A 12,828-nucleotide genomic window follows, 5' to 3' on the forward strand; every position below is an offset into this window, starting at 1 on the left:
CCGCGTGGGAGACTTGGCCCATGGGAAAACAGGAAGCATTCGTCCTCCGTGCGCTCGAAGAGCGCGACGTGCGTTTCGTCCGTCTGTGGTTCACCGATGTCCTGGGATCCCTGAAGTCGGTCGCGATCGCACCGGCCGAGCTCGAGGGTGCCTTCGCCGAAGGAATCGGTTTCGACGGTTCGGCGATCGAGGGCTTCGCGCGTGTCCATGAAGCCGACATGCTCGCGATGCCCGACCCGTCGACGTTCCAGATCCTGCCGTGGCGTGGTGAGACGCCGGCGACGGCGCGCATGTTCTGCGACATCCTGATGCCCGACGGCACCCCGTCGTACGCCGATCCGCGTCACGTGCTGAAGCGCGCGCTGCAGAAGGCCGCCGAAGCCGGGTTCACGTTCTACACACACCCCGAGATCGAGTTCTTCCTGTTCAAGGGCAAGCCCGACAAGGGCGACCGCCCGGTGCCGGTCGACGACAGCGGCTACTTCGACCACACCGCGCAGGGCGGCGGCCAGGACTTCCGTCGCGAGGTCATCACGATGCTCGAGAACATGGGCATCTCGGTCGAGTTCAGTCACCACGAAGGCGGCCCCGGCCAGCAGGAGATCGACCTGCGGTACGCCGACGCGCTCTCGACCGCCGACAACATCATGACGTTCCGCACCGTCGTGCGCGAGGTCGCGCTGAGCCAAGGCAAGTGGGCCTCGTTCATGCCCAAGCCGTTCACCGAGCACCCCGGATCGGGCATGCACACGCACGTCTCGCTGTTCGAGGGCGACGAGAACGCGTTCTACGAGGCCGGTGCCGAGTACCAGCTGTCGCAGACCGGACGGGCCTTCATCGCCGGCGTCCTGCATCACACCCCCGAGATCACCGCTGTCACCAACCAGTGGGTCAACTCCTACAAGCGTCTGGCCGGCGGCGGAGAAGCCCCCAACTACGTCTGCTGGGGCCACAACAACCGTTCTGCGCTGATCCGCGTGCCGATGTACAAGCCGCACAAGGGCAACTCGGCCAGGGTCGAGAACCGGGCGATCGACTCCGCGTGCAATCCCTACCTGGCTTTTGCGCTGATCCTCGCCGCCGGGCTCAAGGGCATCGAGGAGAAGTACGTCCTGCCGCCCGAGGCCGAGGACGACGTCTGGTCGCTGTCGGAGAACGAGCGTCGCGCGATGGGCATCCAGCCCCTGCCGCGCAACCTCGACGAGGCGATCCGCACGATGGAGACCAGCGAGCTGGTCGCCGAGACGCTCGGCGAGCACGTCTTCGACTTCTTCCTGCGCAACAAGCGCGCGGAGTGGCAGGACTACCGTTCCGAGGTCACCCAGTTCGAGATCGACCGGCTCATGCCCATGGTGTGAGGGTCATCCCTCAGCCTTCGCCAGCAGCATGGACTTCTCCTGCTCGTTGCGGGTGAGGCCAGCTGCTGCCACGAACTCGGCGCGGGCCTCGTCATGTCGACCCAGGCGGGCGAGCAGCTCGCCGCGGACGCTCGGCAGCACCGGATGCCCGGCGAGTGCGCCGCCGTCGACCAGCGCATCGATCACGACCAGCGCCGCAGCTGGCCCGCGCGCCATCGACATCGCCACCGCACGGTTGACCTCGATGATGGGCGACGGACTCAGCTCGCCGAGCGCCGAGTAGAGGTCGACGATCTGCTCCCAGTCGGTGTCGTCCGTCGAGCCCGCGACGGCGTGGCACTGGGCGATCGCGGCCTGCAGTGCGTAGACGCCGCGTCCTGATCCGAGCTGATCGGCGCGGGCCAAGGCCGCAGTTCCGCGGCGGATCTGCTGGTGGTCCCACCGTCGGCGGTCCTGGTCGGCGAGCATGACCGGTTCGCCGTCGGCGTCGAGGCGGGCGGCGAACCGGGACGCCTGGAGCTCGAGCAGTGCGAGCAGGGCGTGCGGCTCCTGCTGCTGGGGCACGAGCGCTGCGACGATCCGGGCCAGCCGGATCGCCTCGTCAGCCAGGTCGGTGCGCATCCAGGTGTCACCTGACGTGGCGGAGTAGCCCTCGTTGAAGATCAGGTAGATGACGTGCAGGATCGAGCCGAGCCGGGCGGCGAACTCGTCGCGGTCGGGCACCTCGAACGGGATGTCGGCTGCACTGATGGTCTTCTTGGCGCGCACGATACGTTGCTGCACCGTGGCGACCGGCACCATGAACGCTCGGGCGATCTCCTCAGTCGTCAAGCCGCCCACGACGCGCAGCGTCAGCGCGATCTGTGACTCCCGCGGCAGGACGGGGTGGCAGGCGGTGCACAGCAGCCGCAGGACGTCGTCGTCGACGGCATCCACGTCCGACGGCGGTGCGACGTCGCCCGCGTCGAGACGCTGCTGCTCGGTCAGCGAGTGGGCGATCACCGCGTGCCGGTCGTCCAGACGTTGGAGCCGTCGGCGCCGATCGATTGCCTTGCGCTTGGCCACTGTCGTCAGCCAGGCCCCAGGGTTGGGCGGCACCCCGTCGCGCGGCCACTGCGCGAGCGCGTCGACGACGGCGTCCTGCGCGAGGTCTTCGGCCAACGAGAAGTCGCCGACGACCCGCGTCATCGTGGCGATGACGCGGGCCGACTCGATGCGCCAGATCGCGTCGACCTGGCGCCGCAGATCATCCTCGGAGCTGCTCACGCCATTCATATTCCTTCTGGACGTACTCGTTGGACTGGTCGAACTCCTCGGTCTCGGTCACCCGGCGCACCTCCAGACGCGTGCCGGGGCCCAGAGGGCAGCGCTTGGCCCACTCGGCTGCTTCCTCCTTGGTCGAGGTCTGGATGATCCAGAAGCCGTTGAACAGCTCCTTGGCCTCGGCGTAGGGCCCGTCGGTGACGATCGGGGGGAGTCGAGTCGAAGTCGACGACGAACCCTTCCTCCGGCGGTGCGAGTCCGTCGCCGGCGAGCAGGACGCCGGCGTTGATCAACGACTCGTTGTAGGCCCCCATCGCGTTGATGATCTCGTTGAAGTCGAAGTCTTCGGGGATCTCGAACTCGACCGGGCTGCGCATGATCAGCATGTACTTCATGGTGGTGACTCCTTGCGGGTGTCTGGGTGCGGATGGTGGGCCGTGGATCGACCCTCTCATCAGTACTTCGAACAGGCGAGGGGCAGATCGACATGTCCACCAGATTTTCTTTCTGCGATGTGCAGGTAGCCTGCTGAGGTGGCAACCGACGCACGTGATCTGGCAGTGGCACTGGCTCGCAAGGGGTTTCGGGACGGCGAGGTCGCCGTCATGAACTTGCGGACGTTGGGCGACGTGCCGGACGACCTGCTGGAACAGATCACCTCCGTGGCCAGCCCTGACACTGCGCTGGCTTCGCTGCAGCTCGATCGCCTCGCGGATGGGTTCCGAGCCGCTGCTGACGCTGCTCGACACTGATCGCGTCCTGCGGATGCGGTTGCTGATCGTGCTCGGTACCAGCGAGGCGCTCGGCGTCTTCTTGTCGAGACACCCCGAGTTCTTGCACGACCTCGGCGCCAAGAGCCTCTCGGAGGTGCCGATCCAGCTGTCGGTGCGGCGCGAGGTCATGGAGGCAGCGACGACGGCCGACGAGCTGCGCGTCGCCTACTACCGGATGCTGCTCAGCATCGCGGCACGCGACCTGACGGCGCTGACGTCCTTCGAGCAGTCGTCAGCCGAGCTGTCCGACCTGGCGGTGGCGACGCTCGGCGGTGCGCTGCGCATCGCCCGGGCGAACGAGCCCGGCGCCGATCAGTGCCGCCTCACGATCATGGCGATGGGCAAGACCGGCGGGCGTGAGCTCAACTACCTGAGCGACGTCGACGTCATCTTCGTGTATGAGCCGGTCGACGGTGCCGACGAGCACGACGCGGCTTCCGTCGCGACCCGGCTGGCCTCGACAGTGATGAGGTTGTGCCGCGACCACACCGGCGAGGGGACGATCTGGGAGGTCGACGCCGAGCTGCGTCCCGAGGGCAAGAACGGGCCACTCGTGCGGTCTTTGTCGAGCCACGTCACGTACTACCAGAAGTGGGCGAGCACCTGGGAGTTCCAGGCGCTGCTGAAGGCCCGCTACGCCGCCGGCGACGAAGAGCTGGCGCAGGGGTACATCGACGCGCTGAACCCCATGGTGTGGTTCGCCAGCACCCGCGAGCACTTCGTGACCGACGTGCGGGCGATGCGGCGCCGGGTCATCGACCACATCCCGCAGGCCCACAAGGAGCGTCAGCTCAAGCTGGGCGCGGGTGGGCTGCGCGACGTCGAGTTCGCGGTGCCTGTTGCAGCTCGTGCACGGACGCGCCGACGAGTCGCTCCGCTCGCCCACGACCCTCGTGGCCCTGCGCGCCCTCATCGAAGGTGGCTACGTCGGTCGTCGAGACGGGGCCGCGATGGAGGAGGCGTACGAGTTCTTGCGCACGCTGGAGCACCGCATCCAGCTGTTCAAGCTGCGCCGCAGCCACATCGTCCCGGACGATCCGGAGGACCTGCGGCGCATCGGTCGCAGCATGGGGTACCGCCAGAGCCCGGCGGACAACCTGACCAAGGACTGGCAGGCGCACCGGCGGATCGTGCGTCGGCTGCACGAGAAGCTGCTGTCTACCAGCCGCTGCTCGAGGCCGTGGCATCGTTGCCGACCGACGGGCTGCGACTCACCCCGCTGGCGGCCGAGCAGCGTCTCACGGCTCTCGGCTTCGCCGACCCGAAGGGTGCTCTGGCGCACATCCAGGCGCTCACGTCCGGCCTGTCACGCCGAGCCGCCATCCAGAAGTCGCTGCTGCCGGCGATGCTGGCGTGGTTCGCCGAGTCGCCTGATCCGGATGCTGGCCTGCTGGCCTTCCGCAAGATCTCCGAAGGCCTCGGCGAGACCCACTGGTACCTGCGCAAGCTTCCGTGACGAGGGGGAGGGCGCCGAACAGCTGGCGCGGGTCCTGTCGTCGAGCCGGTACGTGACCGACCTGATCCTGCGGGCTCCCGACTCGGTCGCTCTGCTCGGTGACAACGCCGAGCTGCGACCGCTCGATCGTGAACGTCTGATGACCGAGGTCGACCTGGCGGCAGGACGCCACCGTGACTCGCAGGACGCTATCCGGGCCGTACGCCGGGTCAGGCGCCGCGAGCTGTCGCGCATCGGGATCGCCGACGTGCTGGGCAGGCTCGACATCATCGAGGTCGGCGATGCGCTGACCGACGTGTCGACTGCGACTCTTGCCGGGGCGCTCAAGGCGTCCACCGCGGCTGTCGAGGCCGAACGGGGTGAGATGCCTACCCGTATGGCCATCGTCCTGATGGGCCGGCTCGGCGGCGGAGAAGCGGGCTACGGCTCGGATGCCGACGTCATGTTCGTGCACGACCCGTACGACGGTGCGGACGAGGGTGAGGCCGCCTCCGCAGCAATGGCCGTGGCTCAGGGACTGCGCAAGATGCTCGCGGCCGCTGGCGACGATCCAGCGCTCGAGGTCGACGCCGAGCTGCGTCCCGAGGGCAAGAACGGTCCGCTCGTCCGCACGTTCAACTCCTACCGTGCCTACTACGAGAAGTGGTCGGCGGTGTGGGAGGCCCAGGCGTTGCTCCGGGCCAATGCGGCGATCGGCGATCTCGGTCTGCGCGAACGTTTCACGGCGCTCATCGATCCACTGCGCTGGCCCGAAGGCGGGGCGACGGAGGCCGAGATCCGCGAGGTGCGGCGGATCAAGGCTCGCGTCGACTCCGAACGCCTGCCACGGGGTGCCAATCCCAAGACTCATCTCAAGCTCGGTCGAGGTGGCCTGGCCGACGTCGAGTGGACGGTGCAGCTGCTGCAGATGCAGCATGCGCACGCCGTGCCAGGACTCCGGACGACCCGGACCCTCGACGCGCTGCACGCTGCCGTCGAGGCAGACCTGGTGAGCGCCAGCGACGGCGAGACACTGGAGGCGGCGTGGCGGCTGGTCAGCCAGATCCGCAACGCCGTGGTGCTGATGCGCGGCAAGGCCGCCGAGTCGATGGTCGAGCACGCAGGAGACCGGGCGGGCGTCGCCCACCTGCTGGGCTACGGCATGGACCAGGGCGAACGACTCAACGACGACTACCTGCGGGCGACCCGGCACGCCCGCCAGGTCGTCGAGAGGATCTTCTATGAATAGCAGTCGGCAGCTGGCTCGCCAGACGATCGCCCTGATCGCAGCTGCGCTGCTCGGCACCTCGCTGCTTCTGGTGGCTCCGGCGCAAGCCGCCGAGCCGGTCATCACGCCGGGGACGCCGACGATCTCTGGCACGCCTCAGTACGGCAAGACCTTGACCGCGAAGCCTGGAGCCTGGCTGCCTGCCGACGTCACGCTGTCCTACCAGTGGTTCCGCGGGGCGACGCCCGTCGGCACGAATGCCGCGACGTACAAGCTCGGCAGCTCGTCCGACGTCGGCCGGCCGATCACGGTGCAGGTCACGGGTTCGCGCACCGGCACGACGCCGGTCGCCGCGTCGTCAGCGCCGACGGCGCCGGTCATGGCCGCGCGCTTCACCAACACGGTTCGCCCGAAGATCTCTGGCAGCTCGAAGTACGGCCACCGGCTCAAGGGCTCCTCGGGGCGCTGGTCGAACGCCGTGGGCAGCTACGAGTACCGCTGGCTCCGGGACGGCAAGCCGATCCGCGGTGCCACGGGCAAGACGTACCGGGTCGGCCCGTCCGACGTGGGTGCCAAGCTCAGGCTGCGGGTCACCGTGCGCCGCACCGGCTTCGTCACGACGTCCTCGCAGTCCGCAGCCGTCACCGGCCAGCACGTGCGAGGTGTGCGCAAGACCGTGACCTACAGCGTCACGACGCGCGGCAAGATCACCGCCAGCCTCTCGACGTTCAAGAAGCTGGCCCAGCAGACCTACGACGACCCGCGTGGTTGGCGGGCGATGGGGGTCCGGTTCAAGCGGGTGTCGAAGGGCGGTGACTTCACCCTCGTGCTCAGCCAGGCGTCCAAGGTGCCGAGCTTCTCGTCGGTGTGCAGCACGACGTACAGCTGCCGGGTCGGCCGCAACGTCATCATCAACCAGACCCGCTGGCAGAAGGCCACCCCGGCCTGGAACGCCAAGAAGGGCACGCTGCGCAACTACCGTCACATGGTCGTCAACCATGAGACCGGCCACTGGTTCGAGCGCGGACATGCCTCGTGTGGCGGCAAGGGCCGCTGGCACCCGTCATGCAGCAACAGTCCAAGGGACTGAACGGCTGCAAGATCAACCCGTGGCCCAAGAAGGGCGAGCTGCACACCTCGCGGTTCGGCTTCTGACCTCGTCGATCAGTACGCTCGTGCGGTGAAGATCCCGAGGTTGCCAGCGCGCGTGGCATTCGTGCTGAATGTCGGAGTGCAGGTCCTCTCCTTCGTGTGTCTTGCCGTCCTGGCGATCGAGACGTGGGTCACTGGGGTGCAGCAGCCATCGGTCTGGCCTTTCTGGCGTACTGGGTGTTCGTGCCCCAGCCAGCGTTGCCCGCTGATCTGTGCGCAAAGTGCGATCACTCCCAGGAGCATCACCACGGCAACTGCCAGGAGTGCCTGCGGTCGACGGCCCGCGGTGACAGTGATGCTCTGACAGTGCCGTGCTCGAAGTTCAGGCGCGGCGAGGCGCCGACCCCATGGAGGACGTTCGCCGCCCGCCGCTCCTGAGGGGTCAGCGCCTGCACAGTTCAGCAGGCCTTCTTGGCCTGGAGGATGCTCTCGCGCTCGTTGATGTTGAGTCCGCCCCACACTCCGTAGGGTTCACGGACCGCCAACGCGTGCTCGAGGCACTGCTGGACGACCGGGCACACCGCGCACAGGGCCTTGGCTGCGGCTTCGCGTGAACGACGGCGCGGACCGCGTTCGGCGTCGGGGGAGAAGAACGTCTCGGGGTCGACTTCACGGCAGGCGCCGCGGTACTGCCACTCGTACGTCTCCTGGATCGGCATGGGCAGCCGGGCGATCGAGGCCATGGGTCAGCCCTCCGTCGGTCGCGACATCTGGATCTGGAAGACGTCGATGTAGCCGACGCTGAATCCGGCCTGGCAGTAGGCCAGGTAGAACTCCCACATCCGTCGGAAGGTCTCGTCGAAGCCTTGCGAGCGGATCGCGTCCCAGTTGGCGTTGAACCGGTCGCGCCACTGCTGCAAGGTCTGCGCATAGTCCAGCCCGAGCGAGCGCCGGTCGGTCACGGCCAGGGAGGTGTGCTCTGCCAGTGTCGCGTCGATTGCTTCCAGCGACGGGATCAGGCCGCCGGGGAAGATGTACTTCTGGATCCAGCCGTACGAGTTGCGGGTCGCCAGGTAGCGGTGGTGTGCCATCGTGATCGCCTGGATCGAGACGTGCCCGCCGGGAGCGAGTAGCTTGTCGATCGTCGCGAAGTACGTCGGCCAGTACTCCTCACCCACCGCCTCGATCATCTCGACACTGACGATCGCGTCGTACTCACCGGTGACCTCGCGGTAGTCCACGAGCTGGAGGTCGACGTCGACGCCCGCCTCGGCGAACCGCTCTTCGGCGAGGACCGCCTGCTCCTTGGAGATCGTGATCGTGGTGACCTTCGCGCCGCGCTGGGCGGCCCGGATGGCCAGGGCTCCCCAGCCGCTGCCGATCTCGAGCATGCGCGTGCCGGCACCGACGTGAGCCTGGTCGAGGATCCCGTCGATCTTGCGCATCTGCGCGTCTTCGAGAGACTGCGTGGGGCTCTCGAACCAGGCCGCTGAATAGCTCATCGAGGGGTCGAGGAACTGCGTGAACAGGTCGTTGGACAGGTCGTAGTGGGCCTCGATGTTCTTGCGTGATCCAGCGACCGAGTTGCGCTGGTGGTGGGGCAGCTTCTGGTCGACGAACGCACGGAACGTCTGCAGCTTCTCGGGCACCAGGTGAGCCATGCGGTCGGCGAACGGCGACAGCAGGTCGGCCAGGTCGGTGCCGGGAGCAGCGTTCCAGTCACCGGCCATGTACGCCTCGCCGAGTCCGATCTTGCTCTCGGCGCCGAGCCGGGCGAAAACGCCTTCGGTCGCACGATCTGCATCTCGGGGAGTCCGGACCACCGCGCCCCACCGGGTGCCGTCGGCGAAGGAGACCTGCACGGGTATCCGGTTGACGGTGGGTTTGAGAATTGCCTTGGCAGCTCGGGCCTTGAGGGGGGTGCGCGGGGTGTGCGCGATTCCGGGCCAACGGGCAGTGGCGATCTGTGTCATCGTGTGCCTTCCTGAGGTGCGTGGGCCGGACGGGGTACTACCGGCAGCCTGCGGATCCATAGCCATACACCATGTATTCGGATCAGCAAGCTGGTGCGATGGGTCATGAGCGGCATTTTGATGAGAAGTTTTGTCAGCCGGCTTCGGGTCGCCGCGTGGGGGACGCCGCGGAACATCGCGCTGAACACGGCCTCACCGCCTTGGCGCAGGATCACGCTGGACGAGACTCGCTGGGGGGTCAGGGTGAACTGCAGGTCGTACTTGCCTTCGACGGTGAAGAACGGTGACACGTAGAACGCCTTGTCGACCTGGCTGCGACCGTCTTCGTCGGGCCGCAGCAGGTAGGCGTGGCGCTCGCCGTAGGTGTTGTGCACCTCGGCGACGATGCAGGTCAGGGTGCCGTTCGGCGCGATCGCCCAGAACACGCTCAGCGGGTCGAAGGTGTGTCCCAGCACCCGCGCATTCGCGAGCATCAGCACGCGGTGGCCGGCGATGTCGACTCCCTCGACCGCGCAGAAGCGCTCGATGTTGGCGCGGATCGTCGCCTGCGGATCGCCGATGTGATCGGCGGCCTTGAACGTCGAGAAGGCGCTCAGCGGCCAGCGCAGGCGGGGCAGCTCGTCGACGTCGACGAGCCATTGGTAGACCTTGTTGGAGAACCTGTGGCGCAGCGGCGTGCGGCGGGTGTGCGCGACAGTTCCCTCGACCAGTGCCGGCAGGGGTGGCAGCGACGTGCTCACCAGTGCGTCCCGAGCGCAGCGGCCGCCTCGACGCCCGAACGGCAACCGTCTTCGTGGAAGCCCCAGCCGTGGTACGCGCCGGCGAACACCGTCTGGTCGGTGAACAGGCCGCGCAGACGTTGCTGCGCCGCGACGGACTCGGGGGTGTAGATCGGATGGGTGTACGACATCGTGGACACGACCCGATCGGGTGCGATGTGCTCGGTCGCATTCAACGTCACCAAGAACGGGTCGGTGCTCTCGATGCCTTGCAGACGGTTCATCCAGTAGGTCACGGCCGAACGTTCGCTGCGGGTGGCACAGCCGTCCATCCGGTAGTTCCATGCCGAGCGCGCCGCCGGAGCCTGCGGGAGGAGCGACGGGTCGCGGTGCAGCACGACCTCGTTGTGCGAGTAGTCGAACGATCCGAGCACGCTGCGCTCGTCATCGGTCGGATCGGTCAGCAGCGCCAGGGCGTCATCTGCGTGCGTGGCGATGACGACCGCGTCGGCGGTGTGCAGGTTGCCCTGCGTGTCGATCAGCTCGACGGCGTCGGGCTTGCGAGTGATGGCCCGGATGCCGACTCCGGCCCGCACGCTGCTTGCGTCACTGCTGGCGATCGCGGCGGTGACCTTGTCGATGTAGGTTCCTGATCCGCCGACGACCGTGAACCACTGGGGTGATCCCTTGATCGACAGGAAACCGTGGTGCTTGAGGAACTCGAACAGGTATCGAGCAGGGTACTCCAGCGCCGTCTCGTGTCCGGACGACCACACGCACGACACGACCGGGATCGCGTAGTGCGAGATGAAGTAGTCGCTGAACCCGTGAATGCGCAAGAAGTCGCCGTACGTCTGCGGCTCGGAGGCCGACTCGTCGGCATCCAGCAAAGCATGGGCCAGCTTGCCGAACTTCTTCACGCCCAGCAGCATCGTGGTGTAGCGCGGGTCCAGCAGACGTCGGCGCTGGGCGAAGATGCCCTTGCCGCCTCGTCCGCCGGCATACTCGAGCCCGCAGCCGTCGCAGTGGATGCTCATGCTCATCTCGGTCGGGTGGACCTCGACGTCGAGCTCGGCGAACAGTCGACGCAGCAGCGGGTACGTGCGGTCGTTGTGCACGATGAAACCGGTGTCGACGCGGTGTGTCGTGTCGCGGTCGGCGACGGTGTGCGTGTGCGCATGACCACCGATGCGTCCATCGGTCTCGAAGACCGTGACGTCGGCGTCCTGGCGCAGGACGTAGGCGGCGGAGAGACCCGCGACGCCGGAGCCGATCACGGCTACACGGCGTCGCGGGGAAGGTGTCGTCATGCTCGTTGTTCGTTACCGACCGGCAACCGGATGGGTCGCGGGGGCAGACGTGACGTTGATCATGCGCTCAAGTGTTACGCATTGACCTCTTCGAGGCGACGCGCGGCCTCTTCTCGCTTGGCGCGGCGCAGCGCCTTCGACTCGGGGCTGTTGCCGATCTTGTACGGGTCGCTGGGCTTCTTGCCGTGCTTGGCGAGCTGCCGGACGACCGAGAACATCTGCTTGGAGAAGCGGCCGGTGTTGTACTGCAGGCCGTACTTCTCGACGAGCAGCTTCACGTCCTCGGCGACCTCGGGGTAGCGACGAGCCGGGATGTCGGGAAGAGGTGGTGCTCGATCTGGTAGCTCAGGTTGCCGGTCAGGACGTGGAAGGGTGCGTGGCCGGTGATGTTGGCCGAGCCGAGGATCTGGCGGAAGTACCACTGGCCGCGGTTCTCGTTCTGCGCGTCCTCCTCGGCAAAGGTCTGCACCTCGGCGGGGAAGTGGCCGCAGAAGATGATGCAGAACGTCCAGATGTTGCGGATGACGTTGGCGGCCAGGTTGGCGCCCAGGATCGCGAGCGGTGCCCACCAGCCGACGAACGGCACGAGGGCGAGACCCAGCAGGGGGTAGGCGAGGTAGTCCTTGGCGATCTGGCCGCGGATCTTCTTCATGGCGCGCTTCTTGCGGGCCTGGAAGTCGGCCTTGGAGATCTTGCCCTGAAGGTACTGGTCGAGCTCGATGCCGTGATACATCACGCCCCACTCGAAGAACAGCATCAGGACGAAGGCGAACGGCAGGTTGAACCGGTGGGTGCCGTACCAGGGCTGGTCGGCATCGATCCGCAGCAAGTTGTAGCCGATGTCGCGGTCCATGCCGTGGATGTTGGTGTACGTGTGGTGGATGTAGTTGTGGCCGTGCTTCCAGTCCTCACCCGGAGCGACGTTGTCCCAGTCGTACTTCGAGCCGTCGATCATGGGGTCGTTCATCCAGTCGTACTGGCCGTGCATGACGTTGTGGCCGATCTCCATGTTGTCGAGGATCTTGGCCAGGCCGAGCAGGACGATGCCGGCGATGAACGCGGGCAGGAAGAACGGCATGAAGATGCCGATGCGACCCAGCACCTCGCAGGCGCGCTGCGCCTTGATGACGCGACGGATGTAGTCGGCGTCCTTCTGACCCAGGTCGTCGAGCACGCGCTGACGCACGGCGTCGAGCTGCGAGGCCGAACTCGTCGCAGCTGCTCGTACGTCATGTAGTCGAGGCCGATCGTGGCCGGCTTGTCGGTGTGAGGGTTGATCAGGGTCAGCGGTGCCGCGTTGTGGTTGCTGGCGCTGCGCGGCTTGATCGGGGCGTTCTTGGGCTTCCGTGACTTCTTGGACATGAGGGCCATGCGGGTTCTCCCTAGCTCAGAGTGCGACGTTGACGTCGCCGATGGGGACCTGGACACAGATCTTGATGGTCTCGTCGGTGTCGGCGCAGATCTCGCTCGACACGACGTGGCGTACGGCGCCGCTGTTCTTCTTGACGGCGCAGGTGTTGCAGACGCCCATGCGGCAGCCGAAGGCGGGCTTGAGGCCGGCGGCCTCGGCCTGCTCGAGGATCGTGGCGCCGGAGTTGGGGGCTTCGATCGACGCATTGTCGAAGGTGAGGGTGCCGGTGGCATCGGCGGCGTTGATGTCGACGCTCGGCACCTTGA

The 12,828-nt window shown here is 67.0% G+C and carries 14 protein-coding genes and 1 pseudogene; 6 read left to right on the forward strand and 9 right to left on the reverse strand.

Translation table 11 applies throughout. The features are described 5' to 3' along the window. The first annotated feature begins 20 nt into the window (after positions 1 to 20). Positions 21 to 1,358 (forward strand): type I glutamate--ammonia ligase, encoded by a 1,338-nt coding sequence (gene glnA / locus ACHMWU_RS02430; protein ID WP_396041507.1) that lies wholly within the window; start codon positions 21 to 23, stop codon positions 1,356 to 1,358. Between the two features lie 3 nt (positions 1,359 to 1,361). Here glnA and ACHMWU_RS02435 read toward each other — a convergent pair whose 3' ends face one another. Together ACHMWU_RS02435 and ACHMWU_RS02440 are read right to left on the reverse strand one after the other, a co-directional pair. Continuing rightward, positions 1,362 to 2,624, reverse strand: a complete 1,263-nt coding sequence (locus tag ACHMWU_RS02435) for an RNA polymerase sigma factor (protein WP_396041508.1) — start codon at positions 2,622 to 2,624, stop codon at positions 1,362 to 1,364. After that, on the reverse strand, positions 2,605 to 2,826 hold the full coding sequence (locus ACHMWU_RS02440; protein WP_396041831.1) for a YciI family protein: 222 nt from the start codon (positions 2,824 to 2,826) through the stop codon (positions 2,605 to 2,607). The genes ACHMWU_RS02435 and ACHMWU_RS02440 overlap by 20 nt, the downstream gene beginning before the upstream one ends. A gap of 328 nt (positions 2,827 to 3,154) precedes the next feature. Here ACHMWU_RS02440 and ACHMWU_RS02445 point away from each other — a divergent pair, with 328 nt between their 5' ends. The 5 genes and pseudogenes from ACHMWU_RS02445 to ACHMWU_RS02465 all read left to right on the forward strand — a co-directional run bounded on the left by ACHMWU_RS02445 (position 3,155) and on the right by ACHMWU_RS02465 (position 7,587). Beyond that, entirely contained in the window at positions 3,155 to 3,373 is a 219-nt protein-coding gene (locus ACHMWU_RS02445) for a hypothetical protein (RefSeq protein WP_396041509.1), read from the forward strand. Positions 3,374 to 3,386: 13 nt separating this feature from the next. Then, positions 3,387 to 4,491 (forward strand): annotated as a pseudogene (locus ACHMWU_RS02450) (bifunctional glutamine-synthetase adenylyltransferase/deadenyltransferase); the annotation flags it as partial. Positions 4,492 to 4,902: 411 nt separating this feature from the next. Further along, positions 4,903 to 6,078 carry a hypothetical protein gene (locus ACHMWU_RS02455; protein WP_396041832.1) on the forward strand — a complete coding sequence of 392 codons (1,176 nt, stop codon included), beginning with the start codon at positions 4,903 to 4,905 and terminating at the stop codon, positions 6,076 to 6,078. Further along, positions 6,071 to 7,147 (forward strand): DUF3152 domain-containing protein, encoded by a 1,077-nt coding sequence (locus ACHMWU_RS02460; protein WP_396041510.1) that lies wholly within the window; start codon positions 6,071 to 6,073, stop codon positions 7,145 to 7,147. The genes ACHMWU_RS02455 and ACHMWU_RS02460 overlap by 8 nt, the downstream gene beginning before the upstream one ends. A 188-nt stretch (positions 7,148 to 7,335) precedes the next feature. Continuing rightward, the gene (locus ACHMWU_RS02465; RefSeq protein ID WP_396041511.1) at positions 7,336 to 7,587 is read left to right on the forward strand and encodes a hypothetical protein; all 252 of its coding nucleotides are present in this window, start codon (positions 7,336 to 7,338) and stop codon (positions 7,585 to 7,587) included. Positions 7,588 to 7,607: 20 nt separating this feature from the next. On the opposite strand, the gene ACHMWU_RS02470 is transcribed toward ACHMWU_RS02465, so the two are convergent. The 7 genes from ACHMWU_RS02470 to ACHMWU_RS02500 all read right to left on the reverse strand — a co-directional run bounded on the left by ACHMWU_RS02470 (position 7,608) and on the right by ACHMWU_RS02500 (position 12,823). After that, positions 7,608 to 7,892: a WhiB family transcriptional regulator gene (locus ACHMWU_RS02470; protein WP_396041512.1), complete on the reverse strand. Its 285-nt coding sequence runs from the start codon at positions 7,890 to 7,892 to the stop codon at positions 7,608 to 7,610. Positions 7,893 to 7,895: 3 nt separating this feature from the next. Continuing rightward, entirely contained in the window at positions 7,896 to 9,122 is a 1,227-nt protein-coding gene (locus ACHMWU_RS02475; RefSeq protein WP_396041513.1) for a class I SAM-dependent methyltransferase, read from the reverse strand. Beyond that, entirely contained in the window at positions 9,119 to 9,862 is a 744-nt protein-coding gene (locus tag ACHMWU_RS02480) for a DUF1365 domain-containing protein (protein ID WP_396041514.1), read from the reverse strand. Before ACHMWU_RS02480 ends, ACHMWU_RS02475 begins: the two co-directional genes overlap by 4 nt. Further along, complete coding sequence (locus tag ACHMWU_RS02485; protein WP_396041515.1) at positions 9,859 to 11,151, reverse strand: NAD(P)/FAD-dependent oxidoreductase; 1,293 nt, start codon at positions 11,149 to 11,151, stop codon at positions 9,859 to 9,861. The genes ACHMWU_RS02480 and ACHMWU_RS02485 overlap by 4 nt, the downstream gene beginning before the upstream one ends. Positions 11,152 to 11,225: 74 nt before the next feature. After that, positions 11,226 to 11,429, reverse strand: a complete 204-nt coding sequence (locus ACHMWU_RS02490) for a hypothetical protein (protein WP_396041516.1) — start codon at positions 11,427 to 11,429, stop codon at positions 11,226 to 11,228. Further along, on the reverse strand, positions 11,426 to 12,337 hold the full coding sequence (locus ACHMWU_RS02495; protein WP_396041517.1) for a fatty acid desaturase family protein: 912 nt from the start codon (positions 12,335 to 12,337) through the stop codon (positions 11,426 to 11,428). Before ACHMWU_RS02495 ends, ACHMWU_RS02490 begins: the two co-directional genes overlap by 4 nt. A gap of 201 nt (positions 12,338 to 12,538) precedes the next feature. After that, positions 12,539 to 12,823, reverse strand: a complete 285-nt coding sequence (locus ACHMWU_RS02500) for a 2Fe-2S iron-sulfur cluster-binding protein (RefSeq protein ID WP_396041833.1) — start codon at positions 12,821 to 12,823, stop codon at positions 12,539 to 12,541. Between the last annotated feature and the right edge of the window lie 5 nt (positions 12,824 to 12,828).

It is taken from the genome of Aeromicrobium sp. UC242_57 (genome assembly GCF_044452305.1).
In the GTDB taxonomy this organism is placed as follows: Bacteria; Actinomycetota; Actinomycetes; order Propionibacteriales; family Nocardioidaceae; genus Aeromicrobium.

Coding starts and splice junctions, on each gene's coding strand:
- ACHMWU_RS02475 (WP_396041513.1), bottom strand. CDS start 9,122: ATGACACAGATCGCCACTGCCCGTTGGCCCGGAATCGCGCACACCCCG.
- ACHMWU_RS02470 (WP_396041512.1), bottom strand. CDS start 7,892: ATGGCCTCGATCGCCCGGCTGCCCATGCCGATCCAGGAGACGTACGAG.
- ACHMWU_RS02485 (WP_396041515.1), bottom strand. CDS start 11,151: ATGACGACACCTTCCCCGCGACGCCGTGTAGCCGTGATCGGCTCCGGC.
- glnA (WP_396041507.1), top strand. CDS start 21: ATGGGAAAACAGGAAGCATTCGTCCTCCGTGCGCTCGAAGAGCGCGAC.
- ACHMWU_RS02460 (WP_396041510.1), top strand. CDS start 6,071: ATGAATAGCAGTCGGCAGCTGGCTCGCCAGACGATCGCCCTGATCGCA.